Annotated in this window: 20 protein-coding genes; 10 read left to right on the top strand and 10 right to left on the bottom strand. The window is 45.2% G+C overall.

The window, feature by feature from the left end; translation table 11 throughout:
• The first annotated feature begins 39 nt into the window (after positions 1-39).
• Positions 40-1,815: an SLC13 family permease gene (locus tag ACN0TF_RS07940; protein WP_417441488.1), complete on the top strand. Its 1,776-nt coding sequence runs from the start codon at positions 40-42 to the stop codon at positions 1,813-1,815.
• Here the strand turns inward: ACN0TF_RS07940 and ACN0TF_RS07935 are convergent.
• From ACN0TF_RS07935 to ACN0TF_RS07920, 4 genes are all read right to left on the bottom strand, one after another.
• Entirely contained in the window at positions 1,812-2,945 is a 1,134-nt protein-coding gene (locus ACN0TF_RS07935; protein WP_417441487.1) for a GNAT family N-acetyltransferase, read from the bottom strand. The genes ACN0TF_RS07940 and ACN0TF_RS07935 overlap by 4 nt on opposite strands.
• Before the next feature lie 3 nt (positions 2,946-2,948).
• Positions 2,949-3,782, bottom strand: a complete 834-nt coding sequence (locus ACN0TF_RS07930; protein ID WP_417441486.1) for a putative RNA methyltransferase — start codon at positions 3,780-3,782, stop codon at positions 2,949-2,951.
• A gap of 129 nt (positions 3,783-3,911) precedes the next feature.
• On the bottom strand, positions 3,912-4,121 hold the full coding sequence (locus ACN0TF_RS07925) for a cold-shock protein (RefSeq protein ID WP_054490405.1): 210 nt from the start codon (positions 4,119-4,121) through the stop codon (positions 3,912-3,914).
• Between the two features lie 315 nt (positions 4,122-4,436).
• The gene (locus tag ACN0TF_RS07920) at positions 4,437-6,569 is read right to left on the bottom strand and encodes a TonB-dependent siderophore receptor (protein WP_417441485.1); all 2,133 of its coding nucleotides are present in this window, start codon (positions 6,567-6,569) and stop codon (positions 4,437-4,439) included.
• A 110-nt stretch (positions 6,570-6,679) separates the two neighbouring features.
• Between ACN0TF_RS07920 and ACN0TF_RS07915 the strand changes: the two genes are divergently transcribed.
• The 3 genes from ACN0TF_RS07915 to ACN0TF_RS07905 all read left to right on the top strand — a co-directional run bounded on the left by ACN0TF_RS07915 (position 6,680) and on the right by ACN0TF_RS07905 (position 10,518).
• The gene (locus tag ACN0TF_RS07915) at positions 6,680-7,825 is read left to right on the top strand and encodes a PepSY-associated TM helix domain-containing protein (protein WP_417441484.1); all 1,146 of its coding nucleotides are present in this window, start codon (positions 6,680-6,682) and stop codon (positions 7,823-7,825) included.
• Positions 7,825-8,295, top strand: coding sequence for a hypothetical protein (locus ACN0TF_RS07910; RefSeq protein ID WP_153850211.1), 471 nt, complete (start codon positions 7,825-7,827; stop codon positions 8,293-8,295). The genes ACN0TF_RS07915 and ACN0TF_RS07910 overlap by 1 nt, the downstream gene beginning before the upstream one ends.
• Positions 8,296-8,367: 72 nt before the next feature.
• Entirely contained in the window at positions 8,368-10,518 is a 2,151-nt protein-coding gene (locus tag ACN0TF_RS07905; protein WP_417441483.1) for a TonB-dependent siderophore receptor, read from the top strand.
• 77 nt (positions 10,519-10,595) lie between these two features.
• Here ACN0TF_RS07905 and ACN0TF_RS07900 read toward each other — a convergent pair whose 3' ends face one another.
• Positions 10,596-11,252, bottom strand: a complete 657-nt coding sequence (locus tag ACN0TF_RS07900) for an epoxyqueuosine reductase QueH (RefSeq protein ID WP_034822872.1) — start codon at positions 11,250-11,252, stop codon at positions 10,596-10,598.
• Between the two features lie 155 nt (positions 11,253-11,407).
• On the opposite strand from ACN0TF_RS07900, the gene vapB reads away from it, so the two are divergent.
• The 3 genes from vapB (at position 11,408) to ACN0TF_RS07885 (ending at position 12,654) form a co-directional block, all read left to right on the top strand.
• Complete coding sequence (gene vapB / locus ACN0TF_RS07895) at positions 11,408-11,638, top strand: type II toxin-antitoxin system VapB family antitoxin (RefSeq protein ID WP_417441482.1); 231 nt, start codon at positions 11,408-11,410, stop codon at positions 11,636-11,638.
• Entirely contained in the window at positions 11,635-12,084 is a 450-nt protein-coding gene (gene vapC / locus ACN0TF_RS07890; protein WP_153850214.1) for a type II toxin-antitoxin system tRNA(fMet)-specific endonuclease VapC, read from the top strand. Before vapB ends, vapC begins: the two co-directional genes overlap by 4 nt.
• Positions 12,085-12,162: 78 nt before the next feature.
• A complete protein-coding gene (locus ACN0TF_RS07885; RefSeq protein WP_417441481.1) occupies positions 12,163-12,654 on the top strand; it encodes a hypothetical protein in 492 nt (163 codons plus the stop codon).
• Here ACN0TF_RS07885 and ACN0TF_RS07880 read toward each other — a convergent pair.
• The gene (locus ACN0TF_RS07880) at positions 12,651-13,358 is read right to left on the bottom strand and encodes a ZIP family metal transporter (RefSeq protein WP_417441480.1); all 708 of its coding nucleotides are present in this window, start codon (positions 13,356-13,358) and stop codon (positions 12,651-12,653) included. The genes ACN0TF_RS07885 and ACN0TF_RS07880 overlap by 4 nt on opposite strands.
• 277 nt (positions 13,359-13,635) lie before the next feature.
• On the opposite strand from ACN0TF_RS07880, the gene ACN0TF_RS07875 reads away from it, so the two are divergent.
• Positions 13,636-15,579, top strand: coding sequence for a S8 family serine peptidase (locus tag ACN0TF_RS07875; protein ID WP_417441479.1), 1,944 nt, complete (start codon positions 13,636-13,638; stop codon positions 15,577-15,579).
• Between the two features lie 74 nt (positions 15,580-15,653).
• Here ACN0TF_RS07875 and ACN0TF_RS07870 read toward each other — a convergent pair whose 3' ends face one another.
• On the bottom strand, positions 15,654-16,934 hold the full coding sequence (locus ACN0TF_RS07870) for an anti-phage deoxyguanosine triphosphatase (protein ID WP_417441478.1): 1,281 nt from the start codon (positions 16,932-16,934) through the stop codon (positions 15,654-15,656).
• 183 nt (positions 16,935-17,117) lie between these two features.
• On the opposite strand from ACN0TF_RS07870, the gene ACN0TF_RS07865 reads away from it, so the two are divergent.
• Positions 17,118-17,765, top strand: coding sequence for a hypothetical protein (locus ACN0TF_RS07865; RefSeq protein ID WP_417441477.1), 648 nt, complete (start codon positions 17,118-17,120; stop codon positions 17,763-17,765).
• A 22-nt stretch (positions 17,766-17,787) separates the two neighbouring features.
• On the opposite strand, the gene ACN0TF_RS07860 is transcribed toward ACN0TF_RS07865, so the two are convergent.
• Positions 17,788-18,939: an alpha/beta hydrolase gene (locus ACN0TF_RS07860; protein WP_417441476.1), complete on the bottom strand. Its 1,152-nt coding sequence runs from the start codon at positions 18,937-18,939 to the stop codon at positions 17,788-17,790.
• Between the two features lie 497 nt (positions 18,940-19,436).
• Here ACN0TF_RS07860 and ACN0TF_RS07855 point away from each other — a divergent pair, with 497 nt between their 5' ends.
• Positions 19,437-20,561 carry a DNA cytosine methyltransferase gene (locus tag ACN0TF_RS07855; RefSeq protein WP_417441475.1) on the top strand — a complete coding sequence of 375 codons (1,125 nt, stop codon included), beginning with the start codon at positions 19,437-19,439 and terminating at the stop codon, positions 20,559-20,561.
• Here ACN0TF_RS07855 and ACN0TF_RS07850 read toward each other — a convergent pair.
• Together ACN0TF_RS07850 and ACN0TF_RS07845 are read right to left on the bottom strand one after the other, a co-directional pair.
• Positions 20,552-21,433 (bottom strand): hypothetical protein, encoded by an 882-nt coding sequence (locus tag ACN0TF_RS07850; protein ID WP_417441474.1) that lies wholly within the window; start codon positions 21,431-21,433, stop codon positions 20,552-20,554. The genes ACN0TF_RS07855 and ACN0TF_RS07850 overlap by 10 nt on opposite strands.
• The gene (locus tag ACN0TF_RS07845; protein WP_417441473.1) at positions 21,423-22,562 is read right to left on the bottom strand and encodes a DUF3696 domain-containing protein; all 1,140 of its coding nucleotides are present in this window, start codon (positions 22,560-22,562) and stop codon (positions 21,423-21,425) included. The genes ACN0TF_RS07850 and ACN0TF_RS07845 overlap by 11 nt, the downstream gene beginning before the upstream one ends.
• Positions 22,563-22,566: the final 4 nt, after the last annotated feature.

Below are 22,566 nucleotides of genomic sequence, written 5' to 3'. Positions count from 1 at the left end.
GCAATCTTCAACCTTTAAACACTAAACGGTACCTGTTACATGCTGGATCAATGGCTCATTGGAATAATCTTAGTCGCCATGTTGGTGCTTTTCGTCATAGATAAATGGCGTTACGACCTGGTTGCCATGATGGCGCTATTGTCCGCAGTTATTCTTGGTCTGGTTCCAACTGCCGAGGTGTTCAGTGGTTTCGGTAACGCTGCTGTCATTACTGTTGCGGCGGTATTGATTATTAGCCAGGCGCTTTGGCGCTCCGGCGTTGTCGATGCATTGGCCTCAGCCATGAAAAACATTGGCGATAAACGGTGGGTACAGATGATAGCCCTGACCTCAGTCACTACGGTCTGCTCGGCTTTTATCAGCAACACGGGGACCATGGCGATAATGATCCCGGTCGCCCTTCAACTTGCCCGCAGCAGTGGCAACAACCCCTCCAAACTGCTTATGCCTATGGCTTTTGGTTCATTACTGGGCGGTGCCATTACTATGGTGGGTACGCCACCAAACATTATTATTGCTGACATTCGCCGCGAAGCTATGGGCGAGTCCTTTGGTATTTTTGAATTTACTCCGGTCGGCCTCAGTATTGCCATAGCCGGTTTGCTTTTTATGTGGTTACTCAGCTCCTGGCTGGTTCCGGAAAAGGCAGGAAAGTCGAAATCGCAGTCGCTGTATGATGTCAGCAGCTACCTGACCGAACTCTATGTACCTGAAGGCTCCAATTTCGTTGGTGAAACCCTTTATGAGCTGGAAAACCGAAGCGAAGAAGACTTTGTAATTGTCGCGCTTCAGCGTGGCGATAAACGCTGGTCTGCACCCGCTCGTTATTTACGGCTAAAAGCTGAAGACGTGCTAATAGTTGAAGCCAATGCGGAGACTATTCAGCAGGTTATTGACGGAACCGGACTGGAGCTTAATGCCGAAGAAGAAATTGATGACCGCTTTTTAAAATCTGATGACATTACGGTTATTGAGGGCATTGTCGGACATGACTCTCGCCTTATCGGCCGTTCGGCGGCCGACATCAAACTGCGCAGCCGCTACGGTATTAATGTATTGGGTGTTGCCCGCGAGGGCCAGAAATTGGGCACCGCACTGGCCAATATTCGCTTTAAACCGGGCGACGTTTTATTACTGCAGGGCGACGCGGAAATCCTCGATGATGTATTTCAGCGCTTTGGCTGTTTCCCGTTAGCACAGCGCAGCTTGCGCATTGGTTCGTCAAAGCGGTTAATGTTGCCGCTGGGTATTTTTGCTGCGACTATTTTATCGGCTGCGTTTGGCTTAATCTCGGTTCCTGTCGCTTTCTCACTGGCAGCAGGCCTTATGGTTATTACCAATATTTTGCCTCTGCGAGAGCTCTACGATGCCATTGACTGGCCTATTATCGTTCTGCTGGGCGCAACCATTCCACTGGGTTCTGCACTAGAGCGCAGCGGTGCTGCCGACACCATTGCCAATGCGGTGCTTTATGTCAGCGAAGGCTCGCCAGAATTTGTTGCGGTGGGTTTACTGCTAATAGTGACCATGTTGCTGTCCAACATTGTGAATAACGCGGCTGCCGCAGTACTGATGGCGCCTATTGGCATCAGCATGGCGAGCAGCTTTGGTGCGAGTATGGACCCGTTTTTAATGGCGGTTGCTATTGGTGCCGCAGTCCCTTTCTTAACCCCTATAGGCCACCAGTCGAATATATTGGTTATGGGCCCCGGCGGTTACAACTTTAGCGACTACTGGCGGCTTGGCCTGCCGTTGTCCCTGCTGGTCTCAGCGGTGGCGCTGGTCATGATACTGCTGGTATGGCCGTTGTATTAATCGCTGGTTTTATAAGGCAAATAGGTTTGCAGTGTTTTCAGGTGTTCGCGTAACGCACTGCTTTCATCCTGACAATACTGCTCAATGGCGTCGCTAAGAGGCGCCTCCATAAAACGGTAAAAGCCTTCGCGCAGAACTGGCTCGAAACCGCGATGCAATTTGTGCTCACCCTGAGCGCCCGCGTCAAAATACTGTAGCCCGTGGTTTATGCAAAACTCAATTCCCTGGTAATAACAGGCCTCAAAGTGCAGGAATTCAAGCTCTTCCCTACACCCCCAGTAGCGTCCGTAAAGTGTATCTTCGCCTTTAAAGCACAAAGAAGCAGCCAGCATGTTGTCGTCTCTGTAGGCAGCAAAAACAACAATATAATCGGATAAATACTCAGCCCAGAGCTTGAAGGTAGCAGGGGTTAAATAGCCGCCATGCCCAGAACGTTTTAAATAAGTACGCTGGTAGAACAAAGTAAATTGCTGCCAAAACTCCGCAGTTAACTCGTTACCCTGCAAGGTTCGCATTTGCACATTTTGCTCTGATATTTTCTGCCGCTCTTTACGAATCGTCTTACGCTTACGCGACACCAGAGCCGCTAAAAAGTCATCAAAATTGCCATAGCTACGGTTTTGCCAGAGAAACTGAATATCGAAGCGCTGCCACCAACCTTCGTCGGTGAAAGCACGGCCTAAGTCAGGTTCAACATACAAACTCTGCAAGTTACTCACGTCATGTTGCTTTAACAACTCAGACTCAATAATGGACAGTATTTCGCCGTGGTTAACGCCCTCGCTAATAGCCAAACGCGGCCCCTGACATGGGGTAAAAGGTATCGCGTTAATTAGCTTGGGGTAGTATTGAAAACCATAGCGCTCAAAGGCTTCGGCGAATGCAAAGTCAAACAGATACTCACCATAAGAATGCGTTTTCTTAAACCACGGCATAGCAGCAACCATGGTGTCATTATCATCATAAACGACAACATATTGCGGCAACCAGCCGCGCTGCAGCCCAAGACTGCCACCCTGCTCAAGTGCCAGCAGAAAGTCATAGCGAGTAAAGGGATAATGGCTCCCAAACAGGCGATCCCAGTCGTTTGTGGCTACAGTAGTGATTGTTGAATGAATAACTACTCGCATGCGTTAGGCGCTCAAAGTAAAAACCCGCACCCAGACATCAGCTGTCAGCTGTAAAGAGCTGAGAACCTCGGCGCGTTTGCGGCCTTCGGCGCTGCTCCGGTAGAGGTGGGGTGTCATGGTGAGTAGGTTTTGAACAGCCTCGTTAGTATTCAGTTCAAATTGGAAAGTCACACGCTGCTCTGATGCTAAAAACCAGTATTCTGAGTTTACAGGCAGGCTATCTGACTTTGTTTTTATCTCAGAATAAATAATAGCTTTTAGCTCTTTTAGATGATCACCAGCCGGGTCTACCATAATCAGCCGACCGCCGGGCTTTAGAACCCGCTTAAATTCAGTTTCAACAGGAAATCCAAACAAGCACAAAATGGTATCGACACTATTATCGTCCAGTGGAATAGAGCTATTGGAAGCGACTATCCAGCTCAGCCGTTTATCGCGTTTTCCGGCGGCCTGCACTGCCCATTTTGAAATATCCAGAGCGGCCACGCTTAAATCAGTACCGTTTTGCTCTGCCTGCTCAACCAAGTAGCGTAGGTAGTAGCCTTCGCCGCAACCGGCATCGAGCACCGCCTGCTCGCCCTGTGCTAACACCGTATCAGCCAGAGCCTGCGCCAGCGGTTCATAATAACCCTGCTCCAGAAACTTGCTCCGAGCCTGCACCATGGCTTTGCTGTCGCCGGGATCTTTCGAGCGCTTATTCTGCACTGGCAACAAATTCACGTATCCCTGTTTTGCCACATCATAGCTATGGCCATTTTCACAGCACCAGCTTCGCTCATTTAAGTGCAACGGCTTGCCATCAAGTGGGCAGATGAAATCGGTTAACGGCTGAGTCACATTCGGTTCCGGTTCGCTTGTTCTGTCATCATTCTACGTTGTTTATCGCTAAAATTCAGATACAAAAAAAGCAGCCCGTGGGCTGCTCTTCATAATTTTTAGCTTACTTAGAAGCTTAATCCATGCAAATTAAATTGCTTGGATGTTCTCAGCCTGAGGACCTTTAGGACCCTGAGTTACTGAGAAAGAAACGTTTTGGCCTTCGGCTAGCGTTTTGAAACCATCGCTAACAATCGCGCTGAAATGAGCGAATACGTCTGCGCCGCCTTTCTGCTCGATAAAACCAAAACCTTTTGCTTCGTTAAACCACTTAACAACACCGTTTACTGTATTAGACATAATAAATATCCTGAAATTTTATAAAATAAGTAGTCGCTCCGGGCGTTCCCAGTTGCGATGATCATGCGGGGTAAAAAATGAAACTAAAAACTGCAGGACGAAGATATTACTAAGAATAAAGCGACGTAGAGGAGTGTTTAACTAACTGTTTCTTATCCAACGCCGACCACTCTACGCGCATTCCATATAAATTAAAAGCATAGTTTTAATTTATTTTATAAATTTCCTTTATAATTACTCTGCAGCACTTGCTACGCCTGCGTTCCGCTAAATAAAAAGAGGCGGTGCAAAAACACCACCTCTTCTTAGCTGCTTTTACCAAGCGTATTTAACACTCAGTTCCACATTGCGCGGAGCACCGAAAAAGCCCTGATTGAAAAAATCGATGCTGGAATAGTACTTTTTATCAAACAGGTTATTGACGTTAAAGCTCAGATCCCAGTTTTGGCTTAACTTATAGTTGGCCATAGCATTCACGACCGTGTAGCTGTCCTGAGTAAAGGTTTCGCCATTTGGACCTATATTCGGATTAGACGATATTTTGCTCTGCCAGTTTGCGTTTACGCCCAGTTTCAGTGCATCGGTGGCAGTATAGAGTACACTGGCTTTCACCATATCTTCAGGCAGATAAGGAGTATAATTAGAGCCATCCTGATCTTCAGATTCATTGTGCGTATAACTAAAGAAAATATTCAGTGAATCGGTTGGCTTGCCATTTAACTCAAGCTCATACCCCTCACTCTCAGCACCCTCCACACCGATATAAGCGGAGCTTCCATCGGGTAAAGGCTCTGGATTATTCAAATCTAACTTACCAACATTATCTTCTTTTACTTTAAATACGGCGAAACTTGCTGTTAATCCTTCGTTGAAAAAGTCCCCTTTAACTCCGGCTTCAACGTTAGAGCCCTCGATAGGATCAAGACGACGATTGTTTGCGTCTTTATTAGCCTGAGGTTGAAATATTTCCGTGTAACTTACATAAGCAGAGACAACGTCACTGACGTCATAAACTAAGCCAGCATAAGGTGTAGAAACACTATTTTGTTCGTAATTATCCCCAGTTCCCTTAATTTTATAGTCACTTAAACGGTTGCCTAGAATAACGGTAACATCATCGTATACATTTAATTGAGCGGCTGCGTATATACCCGACTGAGTTTCCGTGCCATAACTTACAGAAGGGGATTGTTGAAGAGGCGGACGCTCTGGCCCGTTCCCCCAGTCAAACAAGCTTCCGATAGAAACCGTGCTAGTCGCATAAAATGAATCAGAACTGATATCTTGCTCCGAGTGCAAAGCTCCTGCAGTCAACTGATGCTCACGCCCAAATAATTCAAACGGGCCAGAAGCTAAAGCTCTAAATGACGTTTGCTCACGATCGGACTGATAAGTCATTGCCGAGCCGCCAACCAGCCCAACCCCCGTTTCTTTGTCCGGAGAACCTGTCAGCCAAAGTAAATCGCCGTCCATCTCATCTTCGCGACGTTCAACGTCTAATTGTATGTCCCACCCGTTATCAAACGCGTGTTCCATCTGTACGAAAACGTTGGTACTTTCGCGATCCCACTTACTCCACTCCGCCGCGGTCGTTGTACTTACCGGCAAATCATCAGCCTGCGTACCGTCGGCGTAAAACAGAGGCAAAGCGCCCCACATACTGCCTTTCGGGTTACGTTGACTGTAGTCCGCACCAATGGTTAATCGCGTTTGGGTGGTCAAGTCTGCGGTAGCTACAGCATAAATTTGTAGGTTTTCTTTTTCGGCTAAATCGATATAGCTTTCGCCTTCTTCATAAGCGACTGCAACACGACCCTTTATATTTCCACTTTCAGTCAGTGTCTGAGACTGGTCGAGTTCTAACCGGCGATTACTCCATGAGCCAACCTGTGCACTGACATAACCACCATCTTCCGCTTTAGGGCGCTTACGAATAAGGTTAATAGCAGCAGAAGGTTCTCCTGCACCGGTTAACAAGCCTGTCGCGCCACGCACAATTTCAACGCGTTCAAAAATAACGGAGTCCGCCAATGCTTCACTAAAGAAGCTGTTGTATGCAATAGGCACACCGTCAAATTGGAAATTGGTCACATCGCGGCCACGTGCACGGAAGAAAAATCGGTCAGTTTCGGCCTGTTGCGCCTGAATACCCGGAGCAAACTGCATCACATCGGCAACCGTATCGAGTGAGAAGCTGTCTATAAAGGTGCGGTCAATAATAGAAATAGATTGGGGTGTCTGGCGCAGAGTTAACGGTAACCCAGTAGCTGTTGTTGCCTGATCTAAAGAACTACCGGTAACCTTAATGTGTTCAAAAATCTTTTCCTGCGTTCCTGCTTTTTCTTTGTTTTCTTCAGCAGAAGCTTCGTTTTGTGCGGCTACAGCAGCGGAGCTTAACAGCGCGGATGCTACCGCTGTGGCTATAAAATTTCTGGCAAATGCCTTCATGAATTGTCTCCCGACCAAACTTTGTAAATGAGAATTGTTATCGACACATTGTATTTGATAATTGTTCGTATTTACAATATCATTTCGGAAAATTTCTCGGGGGAGTTCGAATGACGCAAAGGCAATGGTTTAAATTACATGGGTGGTGCTCGCTACCAATATGGATCCTGTTTTGCTTTATCTGCATTACCGGTACCATCGCCGTATTCAGTCACGAGCTAACCTGGCTGTTTAACGAAAATGCGCGCGCGGTTAATCCGGACAATTTGCCCGCTCAGCCTATCTCTGAGTTAGTTGCTACCGTCAAAGATCAGTTTCCAACGGCCAACGTTACGACGGTAATGACTTTTGAGCCTTATATTATTAACGCCGTCGTTTTCTCCGATGAAAACATCCCGATGGGCATTGCCTATGTAAACCAGTACACCGGCGAAATTCAGGAAGTTAATCAGGGCATTACTTTTATTAACTTTATGCGCTCACTGCATAGCTGGTTGCTATTCCCCTGGCAAGACGGCTACAGCGTTGGCTACTATTTAGTGTCAGCCATGTCCTTTGTCATGATTGGCGCTCTGGTTACCGGCCTGGTCATTTATAAAAGGTTCTGGCGTGCCTACTCGCAACCTAAAATTCGTGCCAAGCAAGGCAAAAAAACCCTTTTAACCGACTTACATAAGCACGGCGGCGCCTGGTCCATCTGGTTTCTCATTGTTATGAGTTTAACTGGCCTCTGGTATTTTACTCAGCAAGTGCTCTGGCACGCAGATATTGATATTGAAGAACACGCTCCGCTGGTTGAAGTATCTGACATTCCTATGGGAGAAAAAGCACAAGCTCCTGTGTCTTTTGAAGACGCTTTACTCATTGCCGAGCAGCGCTTCCCCGATATCCGACCCAGCTTCATTATGATGCCTGAGCATAACCGTGACATGTTCAAAATTATGGGCGGTGGCGACTTTATCTTCTACGATCAGTACTCCTACAGGCTGGATATTAACCCCTGGAACGGTGAAATAGCGCGAGCCGTTTCGCCCGACAACATGAATACCCTGCAGACCATTCAGCATATTGTTGACCCACTGCACTACGGCACCATTGGCGGTATCTGGACTAAAGCCATTTGGTTTATTTTTGGTCTTATTTTATCGGCTATGTCCATTACCGGATTTTTGATTTGGGGTTCTCGCACGGTGAAAGCGGCAAAAGCCAAACGCACACCGCTGCAAGAGTCGTTACAGAATGAAGGAGCTCATTAATGGCGCGCCGTAAAAATACCTTCTGGAACCGCAATAAATTTAAGCTCAGCGGCTTAATTCTTATTCTGCCCTTTTACTTTCTGTACCAGCAACTGCAGCTACCAGAGCTGCCTCCCGTCTGGGATGAAAAAGCCGTAGGCCCGTTTAAAGTAGCCTTACAACCCGCAAATAATGAAGCGCCTTACGCGCACCATGAAGACTGGGTGAAAGACTTTTCAGCGTACGTTAACGAAGGGAAAGTCAGTGATATTCGTCAGGGTTACGTGAACATTGGCGAGGAACCAATTGCTATTGAAAAACTGCAACAAGATGATGTCGGCATTTTGCACGGCAGTGAGTTATTGCAGCACGTTCATGCCATAGCACCACAAAAGCTAGAACCGCAGCAACGCGTTTGGGTCACTCTGCAAACCTGGAATGGTGATGTTCATCAAGCTCATTGGGAACTTCCTGAGACTTGGGTGAAATAAAGCTTTAAACACGAATCGTTTTCATTTAGGATCCATCTCGATTTAGACCAAATCTAAGATTCGAGGGGAATCATGAACATTCAAAAGACTGTATTGGCGGCTAGCATCCTGGCCGCTTTAGCTTCCACCAGCAGCTACGCACAAGAAGAAAAACAAGAAAAAACGCAAGAAGAGATGATGGAAACCATCAATGTCAGCTCTCGCGGACTTATCTCTTACGTTAGTGCCACCGGTTCCAAATCTGATACACCCATTATTGAAACGCCTTTATCCGTTTCGGTTCTTACCGAAGCGCGTATTCAGGACTTAGGTGCTGTTACAGTACAAGACGCTATCGGTTATGTAGCAGGCTTATACAACGGTCCATTCGGTGTTGATACTCGTGGCGATTGGGCAAAAATTCGAGGTGTTAGTCCAGTTCAATACCTTGATGGCCTTAAATCTCTGTTTGGTAACTACAACAACGTTCGCGTTAACCCTTATTCTCTTGGTCAAATTGAAGTTCTAAAAGGCCCTAGCTCGGTTCTGTATGGCCAAGGCTCTACCGGCGGTATCATCAACTTGGTCAGTAAACGTCCGAAGGCAGAAACTGAGGGTCAGTTCTGGGCGCAGTTGGGTAATTATTCCCGTAAGCAAGTTGCCGGCGATATTACTGGCGCATTGAACGATGATGCTTCATTAACCGGCCGCTTTGTTGGCTTATACCGCGACAGCGATACGCAAACCGATTACGTTCCGGATAACAGCCTGGTACTAAACCCGTCATTGAGCTGGCATGCCTCTGAAGACACAAAAATTACCTTAATTGGCAACATTCAGCGCAATGAGTCAGGCTCTAGCACGCAATTTTTCCCGTGGCAGGGAACCTTGTTGCCGAACGAGTTTGGCCAAATTGACAGCTCTACTTTTGTATCAGAGCCGGGTTTCGACAAATACGATACGGAACAAGACGCGCTAACAGCCATTGTTGAACACGATATTAATCTGGACTGGAGTCTGCGCCTGGCCAGCCGTTACAGCGACAGCAGTTCTGAGTACAACACAATGTACGGCTGGCCGCCGGTGTTCGCGGAAGATAATCGTACAGTCAATCGCGTATCTTACCTGTCGCGTGCTGATGCCAGAGCATGGACCACAGATTTACAGCTTCATGGCAACCTAAATACCGGCGCGGTCGAACACGACTTAGTTTTCGGTATCGACTTCCAGGATGCCTATACTGATAACGACACTGCCTACGGCGCGATGAATACACTCGATTTATACAACCCGGTGTACGGTCAGGCAACTGGCTTACCGACAGAAGCCGATCTTTCAGACGCACCTTCCAGTACAACCTACCAGCTTGGCGTTTATGTGCAGGACAACATGCGCATAGCAGACAAATGGTTAGTGTCAGCAGCTTTGCGTAGAGATCGCGCTACAACGAATCCTGAAATGTCGGACTCAACGGATCAGTACGCCACAACCGGCCGTTTAGGTTTTATGTATTTAATGGACGGTGGCGTTTCTCCTTACGTTAGCTATAGCGAGTCATTTTCTCCGGTATTAGGTACTGACGCTTTCGGTAAAGCCTTTGTCCCTAACGAAGGTAAACAATGGGAAGCGGGCGTTAAATACCAGCCCGAAGGTACAGAGCATTTGTTAACTGCGTCTGTTTACAAGATAACTGAAGAAAACCGCACAACCAGTGTTAACGCAGAACAAGCGGCAGACCCAGACATTGTTGACCCTAATGGCCAAGTGCAAACTGGTGAAGTTGAAATTGAAGGGGTTGAACTGGAAGCTCAGCTGGCCTGGGATTCTCTGGACGTTTACGCCAGCTACGCGTACACCGATGCTGTAGTCAGTGAAAGTAATACCGTCGGAGAAGAAGGAGCAACACTTTCTGCCACTCCAGATCAGCAAGCGTCTGTCTGGGCAACTTATCGCCCAGATAATTGGAACGGTTTTAAAATTGGTGCTGGCGTTCGCTACGTAGGTAATACTTCCGATGGCAGTGCTTACGTTGAGCAAAACGGTGTGGTACTCAATGATCCACTAGAAACTCCAAGCTATACCGTATTCGACGCAATGATCGGTTACGACTGGGATAACTACAGCTTAAGTCTGGATATCGACAACCTGACCGACAAAACTGTATTAACCTCGTGCTTGTCTCGTGGCGATTGTTTTTACGGACAGCAACGCACGATTATGGCGAACTTCCGTTATAACTTTTAAAGCTTACTGAGTGTAGGTTTCACGTGTAGCCCCGGGCGTCTCTCTTCCCAGCGTCCGGGGCTTTTTTTAGGTGTGATTTATTCGTTGGTGTAGTACTGAACGCCAATTTCTATGCGGTCACGGCCATTCTTCAGGCGCCACCGATTCATGTCTCGTAATGAGTAAACGCAGCCGCAGTATTCCTGCTGATAAAAACGCTCACGTTTGGCAATTTCCACCATACGCGCCGCGCCGCCTTGCTTACGCCAGTTAAAAGTCCAGTAATGCAAACCTGGGTATGGTGCTACAGCGCGCTGACCACAGTCGTTTATCTGGTCCATGTTTTTCCAGCGTGAAATACCTAAGCAACTGGTAATGGTGTCAAAACCGTTTTCATGGGCATACAGCGCTGTACGCTCAAAGCGCATATCAAAACATTCGGTGCAGCGTTCACCGCGCTCCGGTTCCCACTCCAGACCTTTAACCCGTTCGAACCAGTTTTTAGAGTCGTAATCGCAGTCAATGAAGTCGACACCCAGCTTCTCAGCAAAACGGATGTTCTCTTCTTTGCGCAGCAGATACTCTTTTTCCGGATGAATATTCGGGTTATAGAAGAAAATGGTAAATTTAATGCCAGCTTCCGCCATGCGCTCCATAACCTCGCCTGAACATGGCGCGCAGCACGAATGCAACAGCACATGATCAGACCCCGTCGGGGTCTCCAAAACAATGGATTCTTTCTTGTTTCTAGCCATAATTCTCTCTTCGCGGCTGAAATTTGTGCGAATTATAACTCAAACAGGCGGGGGTGATCACGTTCTTGGTTAGATGAGCTTATAGTTAAGAGTTTTGACAGAAATAATTTTTTAACTAAACTATGTATATCCAAATTGGATATACATAGGAGCTTATGGCTAGAACAACCATTTTCAAAAGTAACCAAACACAAGCAGTAAGGCTGCCAAAAGACGTTGCCTTTTCCGAAGACGTTAAAGAGGTGGAAGTTTTAGTGGTTGGTGAAAGCCGAATTATTACCCCAGCCAAAACAAGCTGGGCATCTTGGTTTAACGGCGAACCAGCAAGCGATGACTTTATGGTTGAACGCGAGCAGCCTGAGGAGCAGGAGCGTGACCCGCTATGAACTTGCGCTATATGCTCGATACGAATATTTGCATCTATATCATGAAGAATAGACCAGCATATTTAGCTCCTATTTTTGATGAACACTCGCGCGAGCTCTGCATCAGTTCAGTTACAGTAATGGAACTGCAATATGGTGTCGAAAACTCGCAGCAACGTACAACTAATGCCGACAAACTCGACAGCTTTTTGGCTCGTTTGAAAATATTAAATTACGATACTGACGCGGCTTATCACACAGCACTTATTCGTCACAAACTGAAACAACAGGGCACACCGATTGGCCCCTATGATCAGATGATAGCTGGCCATGCCCGATGCCATGGACTCACGGTTGTTACCAATAACACCGGAGAATTTGAACGAGTTCCCGGGCTTATTACCGAAAACTGGCTGCAACAACCACCGCAATCATCAATCAATGAGCCAACTCCAGCCTATCGTTGATTAAGCCGCTAGTGTGACGTCGATATTGAATACTAGAAAGAAACTCAAATTTAAACCGCAAACACTTTAGAGGTAAATATGAAAAGGATTTTATTAGTATGCGCATTTGTTTTAGTTTCTGCTTTCTCTTTTTGGGCAGGCCACCAAGCATCGGAAGTAAATACGCCAAAAACTCCCGATACTTCAAATAAAGACGAGCTCAAACGCGAGCAACTTATTGCAGAAAACCCCAGCTTTTTTGAGGGACAGAATAAGTACTTTGCCGATGATGAAAAGTATCTCGATGGCGCTGAGAAATTTGTACCGCAAAATGGCATCAGTTCGTGGGGAGTTGATCGCGAGAAGGAGCTATCCAATCTGCTGTCTGACCAGGATGGGCTGTTACACGCGGAGTCCGAATGTCGGCTGACCATGTGCATTACGACAGGCGCATTCATGAGCCAGCAAGAATTCCGTTCTTTCTCAATAGAATACAATAACCTGCAATTTTACGGTCAGCATTATGGAACGAAGTCTTTAGCTGATGGACTACTGGTTTTTTATGTTACTACCTATAAGCAGACCGACTAGCCCATAAGTTGCTTACTGAGCATACCAATAATGAAACCAAATACAGCTCCAAGCGCGGGCATCCAGTGGCGGCGCATTTTCGCCTGTGGGGCTATGTCCTGAAACACCAGGTAGAGAATGCCGCCCGCTGCAAAACTCATGATCATCGCTGTAATTTTTGGCGCATCGCTCAACCACCAGTAGCCCATTATTGCTGCCAGCGGACCGAAAAAAGACACACCAAACAGACCGAACAGCGCTGATTTTGTCGTTAACTTCGCGTTCTTTAATTCACGGTAGGCGTTAAACCCTTCCGGGAAGTTTTGCGCGGCAATGAAAATGGCCAGCAGAATGCCCATTTTTGGGTTAACTGCAAACACAGCCCCGAGAGAAACCGCTTCAGGCACAAAGTCGAGCACCATCGCCATAAACTGTGAGACATTGCCCTCATGCTTTTGCAACCAAGCATCAACAAGGCAAAAAGTAACGCCGCCAGCGGCAAATAGCCCTGTCAGTTGCCAGGCATTTAACTCTTTCATTCCCTCTGGAACTAATGCAAAAGCCACAGCGGCCATTAAAATTCCGCCACCAAATGCCGTAACGCAGTGTACGAACTCTTTCTTAAGTGTCGTATTAGCTTTGCCCTCAACGTGCGCTAAAAAGCCGCCGAAAACCGCCATTAAGCCAGCGCCCCAGGCAATGAGCAGCATAATATAAACGTTCATTTTGTCTCTTGTTTCGCCAGCTCAATATGCTTGCAGCATAGCCAAAAATTATCACCTTTGATACCGCCGCTATTCAATATTAGCGTCTTTATTGTTTAAAATTTGTAATAAAAATAAACAATATTTGTAAAAAAGCCTTTAAATCCCGCTTAAATTGTTATTAAATGTAACAAATGGCGTTGTTTGACGTCATCCCGCGCAGCCAAGCGCCGTATCCCCTGCTGCCTTCTTTACAGGCTTCTACAGCCTCAAATAAACAAGAAGAGATTACTCAGTTATGAAAAAACTTAAGTATCTTACGCTGACTGCTCTGGCAGTATCAGTATCATCAGCATTTGCAAAACCTCCAGACGATTCTCAGGCGCAGCCGTTGTTACAGGCACAGGAGCAAGTAGAAAGCTCCGCACCACAGCGTTACATCATAAAGTTTAAGAATAAAGGTAACGCAGTTTTCAAAAACAGTGAAAGAGGTCGCTCTGAGCTTGCAATATCACGGGCAAATAACGTCGTGAAAAAGGCGGGCGGTAAAATAAAAGTCAGTATGCGCAACAACTTAGCAGTGGCCGCTGAGCTTAGCCCCAAGCAGAGAAAACGGCTTGAGAAAAACCCTAACATTGAATACATAGAAATTGACCATAAGCGTCGCTTCATGGCTCAAGACGTTCCTTACGGTATTGGTCAGGTACAAGCGAACTTAGTTGATGACAGTGTAGCGGCAGCATCTGCTGGCGGTAAGAAAATCTGTGTCATCGACTCTGGTCTAGAATTGCCGCACGAAGATATGGGTACACAGGGCGGTACTATTACCGGCACAAATGATAGCGGTACCGGCAACTGGTACGATAACGGCGGCCCTCACGGAACACACGTTGCCGGAACCATTGCCGCTTTAGATAACAGCTTTGGTGTTCGCGGCGTTATTGGTAGCGATCCAAATTTGCACATTGTTAAAGTCTTTAACTCTAACGGCTGGGGCTACTCATCATCACTGGTTTCGGCGATTGAAACCTGTGCAGACAACGGAGCCGACGTGGTTAACATGAGCTTAGGCGGAGCGGGTTCAAACCAAACCGAAGCCAATGCCATGCAAAACCTTTATAACCAGGGCGTTTTACTCGTAGCCGCGGCTGGTAATGACGGTTCAGCCTTTAGCTCTACGGACCCAATGTCTTATCCTGCATCTTACAATGCAGTGGTTTCCGTTGCTGCAGTTGACAGCAGCAAGCAACTGGCCGATTTCTCACAGAAAAACAGCCAAGTTGAAATTGCAGGCCCGGGTGTTGATGTTCTTTCAACCTACCCTGAAGGCACTGGTCAGCAAGGTAACTACGGCACTATGAGCGGTACTTCAATGGCATCTCCACACGTAGCCGGTGTTGCAGCGTTAGTTTGGTCACATCACCCAACTTGTAGCGCACAAGAAATCCGGAGCGTTCTTAATACAACAGCACAGGATCTAGGCCCCACAGGGCGCGACGTCCAGTTTGGTTACGGTTTAGCACAAACCAAAGACGCTGTTGATTATATCGACGCTAATGGCTGTGATGGCTCAGGTGACGGCGGTGGTGGAGATCCAGAACCACCAACAGACAACGAGCTGACTAACGGTCAAACCGTAAGCAACCTATCGGCAACAACAGGTGATGCAGTCTACTACACCTTAGATGTGCCAGCCGGTGCCACAGACCTCAGCTTTAGCATTAACGGCGGCTCAGGCGACGCGGACCTTTATGTTCGTTTCGGCGCACAGCCAACTACTTCAAGCTACGACTGCCGTCCTTACCAAGGTGGTAATACTGAAACTTGTACTATCTCTAACGTACAAGCCGGTACCTATTATGTAATGGTGAACGCGTACTCTAGCTTCTCCGGTGTGAACTTAACCGGTTCATTTACCGAACCTAGTAGCGGCGGTGGCGAAGGCGGTTCTGCCTCAGTTAATGACGTGTCAGGTTCAAGCAATGAGTGGTCTCACTATTACGTCGATATTCCTGCGGGCATGTCATCACTTAACGTGACCATGTCAGGCGGTAGTGGTGATGCTGACCTGTATGTTCGCCAAGGCAGCCAGCCAACGGAATCGAACTACGAGTGTCGCCCATACCGTTCAGGTAACAACGAGACTTGCAGCATCGAAAATCCAGCAGCTGACCGCTGGTACGTTAGTATGAAAGGCTATACTAACTACTCAGGCGTCGACTTATTAGTTGAATGGGAATAAGTTTATTCTCTAATTGAAACTACTCGTTAAACTCAAAGGGCGCCAACACGGCGCCCTTTTTTATCAATAGAAAATTAAACCTTATCAAATACAGAGCCGGTATCCGGGCTGAATAATTTACTGTAAAGCTTGGTTGCGTAGTTGTCCGTCATGCCTGAAATATAGTCGCAAATAACGCGCTTGGGGTTTTCTGCGTTTTTATACTTTTGCAGAGTAGAACCCGGCAGCAACTGTTCAGGGTTTTCGCTCAGTACCTGAAACAACTTCAGTATCATCATTTGGCCTTTGTACTCCAGAACCTGCACCGAAGAGCTGCGAATAACATGCTTAAAAACAAAATCCTTCAGTACTTGCAAAGTAGGTTCAATATGCTCCGGAAGGCTTGCCTGCAGATCCAGCCAGGGCGATTCAAACAGGTTCTGTTCTGTGACTTCAATCGCATCAACAAAATGCCCGACAAGCTTACTAATTGCGTGCTTACGCGCCCGGCTTTGGCCTGAAAAAAGCGCCTCGGTGTAAAATCGCTCTTCCTGCATAATAACGCTGTTGTCGTCCAACACAGCGAGTACGTCTTCGCGCCACTGCTTTTCGGTTACCAGGTTCAGTGCCAATGAGTCTTCTAAATCGTGCACGCCGTACGATATATCATCTGCCAGTTCCATAATGGAGGTATCAAAAGCTTTATACTGAGCTTTCGTTTTACCCTCTTTCGCTTTAGTGGAACGAAAAGCCGCTTTGTCGTTGGGAGTCAGCGGTTCCAGTATCCAGTCCAGCACATCTTGTTCGTCGTCATGAATAGATTTTGGCGGTTTAAAAGCACTTAGATGGTCTTCGGCAGACAGTGAGCGAGTACTAACTTCGCTATGCAACACCGGATACTTAAGCACACCGAGTAAAGTGCGCCGGGTTAAATCCAAACCGTCGTGGTCGGAATACTCACCCAGCTTTGAAATAATACGCAGCGTCTGCCCGTTACCTTCAAAACCACCGCTGCTGTGCATGTGGTAGTTCAGCGCTACTTCTCCACCATGCCCGAACGGCGGGTGACCAATATCATGCGCCAGACAAATGGCCTCAATTTGAAAATAAGACGGGATATGCGTCGAAATAGCATCGTTCTCTTCATACTTTTGCTTTAACTTCTCACAAATACCCGAACCAATCTGAGCCACTTCCATAGAGTGCGTTAAGCGCGTGCGGTAAAAGTCACTCTCACCCACCCCCAGCACCTGAGTTTTTGCCTGCAAGCGGCGAAACGCCGACGAATGAATAATACGCGCCCGGTCACGCTGAGCATCGCTGTCCGGCGTAGCGGCATTAAAGGTCGTAGTTTTTCCTGAGCGGCGTTTGAGCATAGCAAAATGTCTTCGTTTGTTTTTTCAGTTACTCACAGCAAAACAAATTTTTGCGGGTTTGCCCAGAAAAACCTGTTCATAAATGGCACACCTCTTGCAAATTCCTATCCATAAACGCGAATAACACACTAAACAGGCAAAACATTGCCACCCGGCAATGCCAGTTTTGGATAAGGGAAAGCCATGAATATGAACCCTGTGAGTAATAACGCGAGTTATCCGACGACAACAACGACCCAAAGTAATAAAACTGAGGAACCTGGCAACAGGGACATTGCCCCGGAACAAGACCGTGAGTCGCTGATAGACAATGCCTACCGCAGCATATTGCTGAATCGTATGGGTGTTGATACCGGGCATCTGGAAGAAATTGAGCAAAAGATAGAAGAGCTTGAGAGTAAATCCAGCCTTACCAAAGAAGAAAAAGACGAACTTAACAGCCTGATGGAAGCGCGCGATCAGCTATTCGAAGATGCTATGCGTCGCCAGGCCGAAGAAGGCAATAACGGCAAGCAGTCCGATATTCCCATAGCAATAACTGAAAACTTTAATGCCCGCAATATATCACCTAACGACATGAGCGAACTGGCCAGCCAGTTGTTTGATGCTGGCGTTATTACTCGTGAGCAGCGTAGCGCAATGAGTTTTCAAATTTCCAAAACCAGCTTACACAAAACCTTTACGCCAGAGTCTCAGCAGATAGACCCGGATGAGCCCATGGATTTTGTGAAGTTTTGGGAAGACAGGGTAAAAGCCAACGACTATTTTGACGTATCAGCAAAAGAAAAAGCGAAAGATCAGGGAATTTTAGATGTGTTGCGGCAAGTCTGAATGTCACTTGCCGCAGGCTCCATCATTTACTGCGTGACTTCAAATCACTATTCTGCGCTTCAATTTCACTGATGTACTTTGACTGGTGCTCGCGTGCGAACTGCACAGCTTTATTCGAGGCCTTTAGCGCACTCTCGTTGTTGTCATTCATTGCATAAACCGTTGCCAGGCTGTCCCATAAAACTTCGGACTGGTCGAATACCTCAACACCTTTCTCCAGAATAGCCTGTCCCCAGTCAACCTGGCCTTCATAAGCGGCCTTTAAGCCATAAACGTTGTATTGCTGCACCGACATAGGGAAGTCGTAACCCACCATCTTTTCGTAATCAGCGTAGAACGCCTGCAACTGCTCCAGCGACTTAATCTCAATATTCGGCACCGCGTTAAACCCACGAAAAACCGATTTAAGCCCCTCGACATTGCCAATTAGTGGCGTGCTGTCATGGGTTTCGCTGGGAAACTGCTTTGACTCCCAGTTAAAAGCCGATTCCGGCTTCGCTTCAAGCTCATTCAATAAACGCTCATAGCTTTCGGCCATTTCGTTAGGCTCATTCGCCATACTGACAAACCAACGTACCGCCGGCTTTTCTGCCTCTTGCTCTGCCGCTTTTATGTCATTGATAAGCGCAAAGTCATCCCACCAAAGGCTTGGGCTGACCGATATTGCGGCGTTGATAAAATCTGAGTGGTGAGTCGCCAGATAACTGGTGTAGAGCCCTGACAGCGAATGCCCAGTAACCACCGTATAAGGCGACACTCTGTACTTTTTCTGCAACGCTGGCATAAGCTCATCTCGCAAAAACTGGGTGTACTGCTCAGCACCGCCAGAGCGGTCAGCGTAGGCTTCCATTTTGGTGTGAGTAAAACGCTTTAAGCGGTTCCTCGCACTGACCCCGACAACAATCATTTCCGGCACGATAGAAAACGTACTTAAAAAATTAACGTTACCCGCTATGTGCTCAAACTGCGTTGAACCGTCCATAACCAGCAGCACCGGATACTGAAAGCTGTCTGAATGCTCATAGCTTTCCGGCAAAGCAACCCTTGCCGTGACTCCTTCATCAAGGAGCTTAGATTCCATAGTGAAGGTTTCGGACGCATGTACGCTGGCAGCGGTGAACAGAACAAAAAGATAGGCAAATGAACGGGTTAAGCTTTTAAAGGAAAGAGCCATGAGATCAGTAAGTTACTGGGTCGTGGAGAGATCCTAGAGCTAATTGGATTGGCGCACAACTAAAGTGTTAAAGTTTGACCGCGCATAGGTGCCAATATAAGTCACCGATGGTCCGTAATAACGAAGTAAAGCCCCTTAGATATTACTGTTCCGAGAGTTACAAAAACTCAAAACGACAGACAGACTACTCAAGAAGTAAGATTTTCGCTAACATTAGCGTCTCAATTATCTCAAAACTACATTAACCGTCCACTAAAGTGCTAAGCTTGTAGAGAATTAGTTCCTGAACGTATAAAGGAGGCTCTTTTTCACCCTTTAGCCAACTTTGCAAAGTCCGTTGGGGAACTCCATATAGTTCGCCGCATAACTCACGCTGACTAACATTAAGCTCGGTTTTGTAATAATTTAATTGCTTAGAAAATACCATTTTTATCTCTTGACAATTACGCACTCAGTGCGTAAATTAACAAATCTGAGCTCAACTAATCGGTACATTAATGAAAAATCCAATTTTGTTCTCATTTTTCTCGGGTTCAGGCTTTCTAGACCTTGGATTTGAACTAAATAATTTTAATGTCGTATTCGTAAATGAATATCATAAACCTTTTCTTGAAGCTTATAAATATAGCAGGAAAAAACTTAATATCGCTCCTCCTATTTTCGGCTTCAACGACTCCGATATATCCGAATTAGTGTATGGGAACCTAAAGGCATATCTGAACAGTAAAGTTACCGAAGCCAAAAAGTCGAAACAACCCGTCGGATTCATCGGCGGACCTCCTTGCCCTGACTTCTCAGTTGGAGGAAAGAATAGAGGAAGTTCAGGCGAAAATGGTATGCTAACTAAAACTTATATCGACTGTATAATCGATAATCAACCAGACTTTTTCATCTTCGAAAACGTTAAAGGACTTTGGCGAACAAAGGCACATCGAAAATTTTATGACGCCATGAAAGATGATCTATATAATTCTGGATATCTACTGGCCGATCGCCTAACCAACTCAATAGAGTACTCTGTCCCTCAAGACCGAGATAGAATAATTTTATTTGGAATAAAAAAGTGTAATACATCAGTTGCTAATAATGATGAATTATTATCAGAATTAAGTTGGAATAGTTACCTAAAACAGGACCGAGAAAAAGTAATCTCTAGCTTCCCTTGGCCTACTACAAACTCTTATAAAGAGAACGTAGCAACTAAAATGCCTGAGGAAATAAGCTCTTTAAAGGAGTTAACTATACAGCACTGGTTTGATAAAAATGATGTTAATAACCACCCGAATTCCTCTCATCATTTTAAACCACGAGCCGCTTTAAAGCGTTTTCAATCTATAGAAGAAGGGGATGTCAAAAAGAAATCATTCAAAAGACTGCATAGGTGGAGATACTCGCCAACAGCTGCATACGGAAATAATGAGGTTCATATACATCCTTATAAAAGCAGGCGTCTATCTGCGGCCGAAGCACTTGCGATACAATCTCTTCCTAAAAATTTCGAATTACCGCCTTATATGTCTTTAAGCAATATGTTTAAAACTATAGGTAACGGCGTCCCATACTTACTAAGTGAAGGGATAGCTAATATGATTTCAGACTTTCTTGAAAAGAATTATAAATGATTACCTATATGGGCTATAGCGAATTTATTTTCTTTATAACCTAAAATACCGAAATATATTCGATTAGCATTAGTATATTTCTTTCTTTGATTATCTGAGTCTTTATATGACAATTTATAATGATATTCACAGTTTATATTCTTTCTTTCTTTATTTATAACAACTAATCGCTTAAGACGATCTGACGTTGAGTTATTTCGTCTTTTTTCTTTCCCTCCACCTTCCTCGACTACATCATAAGGAACTCCTGCTTTGATTTCCCTAAGAATTCTTTTTGTATCAACATCTATATTTTCAAAGTTATTTAGGCATAACAGAAAATCGATTATAGCTTTCTTATACTCATTAAAATCTGAATCCAACTTAGATAGTGAGTTATACTCAGGACAAAAATATAAGTTTTTAAAAATACTCTCGATATAACTCGGAAAATTCTCTACGCTATGATTAAAGTTTTTTAGCGTTTCAATACTGGATTGAAAAATATCGTCTTCATTAAAAACGATGTTCTTATATTTTCCAATAGATTTATCTATAGAAAATAAAAAATCTTTAGAAACCTGTTTATCTTTATCATCTTCTTCAATCAGGTTTAATATTTCATTAGTAGAAATCTCACTTTTTTCGACACCAGACAAAACTGGACCATAAATAATACTAGTAATAACTCCTTTTTCATTTTCGTTAAATCCGTTATCCGGCTCATATAGTTTTTCTATAAGTTGCCCTATGTCATTTGATTGGGAATAGCTATTCAGTTCTGATTTTGTTTGATTTTTTATTCTTGACGCTTCATCAAGTAATTTCTGAACTTTCGAAAATCCGCCACTAAGAACTAAGCTATTCTTTGCAATCCATATCCTATTTTTCATCGCGGAGATCCTTTCCTGTAGCTATTTTATACATATCTAAAGCCTGTTGATCAAAGAACCCTTCTGGCCATGAAGACAATGCTGAATTATCCTGAAGTGATATATACTGAGCTTTACTAATCGATTTCTCTTGAGATATATAATATAGAGCAAATTCACTATTATCAAAGCTATCGTTAATTCTAAATATTACTCTAATCCCATTCAGCAAATGATCGCTATGCGTCTCCACAATCACCTGGACTCCTGAAATAGACGTTAAAGCTATTAAGCGACCAAGGTAGCTTTGCCCCTTAGGATGGAGGTGCGCCTCCGGGTTCTCTAATATAACTAATTCTCCAGGCTTAGCTAGCAATAACGCAGTCACCACAGACAATGCATATGAAAACCCAAATCCAATATTTATTGGTCTAGATTTATGTCCTGAAACGCCTATAGAGGTTTCGCTGGCAATATCTATTGAATTATAGCTTACATTGGCTTCGATTATTGTCTCCGGGTTAATGCCATACCCAGGTGAGATTTCTGACATCCACAATACTATATTATGAAAAACTTGAGAGTTACCTTTAGAATTAGCATGCATCCTGTGCTCGTCTGGAGATAACCTCAAAGAAGAGCGTCTTTCAGTTCTAATTTTAGAGAGAACTTCAAATGTGTATTCTCCTTGAATTCCAAGCCAATTTTCTCCTTTTTGACTTTCGCTTAAAACAAGGTTATCTCGAGGCCCTAAGCGTTCAGCGTGCAAGTACTGAAAAATTAGGTTTTCAGGTGTTTTTTCGTTTCCCTGGTTACTGATTAATGGCAATTCTTGAGGAGGAGTATTCTCTCTACCTTCAGCATCAAAATAACCCCATTTAACTTGAAAATCATCGCCAACTATCTCAATACTCAACTCATCCGAATCGACATTAAAAAAACTGTGGATATCTTCTTTTCTTCCTAGTCTAATTAGTTCGCCGTTTAGACGAAAAGGAGAACGATTACCAGTTTGTAAGAAACCAGCAATTGATTGTATTACCGTACTTTTTCCAACAGAATTACTTCCACAAAACAAAGTTAAGTTTTTCATAGAAAACTTTTCTTTTTTATAGGATTTGAAATTCTTCAATTCCACTTCCTTAATCATTTCA

The organism is Idiomarina sp., assembly GCF_048265525.1.
Lineage (GTDB): Bacteria > Pseudomonadota > Gammaproteobacteria > Enterobacterales > Alteromonadaceae > Idiomarina.
The sequence above is the reverse complement of the archived record's forward strand: the minus strand, read 5'-3'. Positions and strand labels throughout refer to the sequence as shown.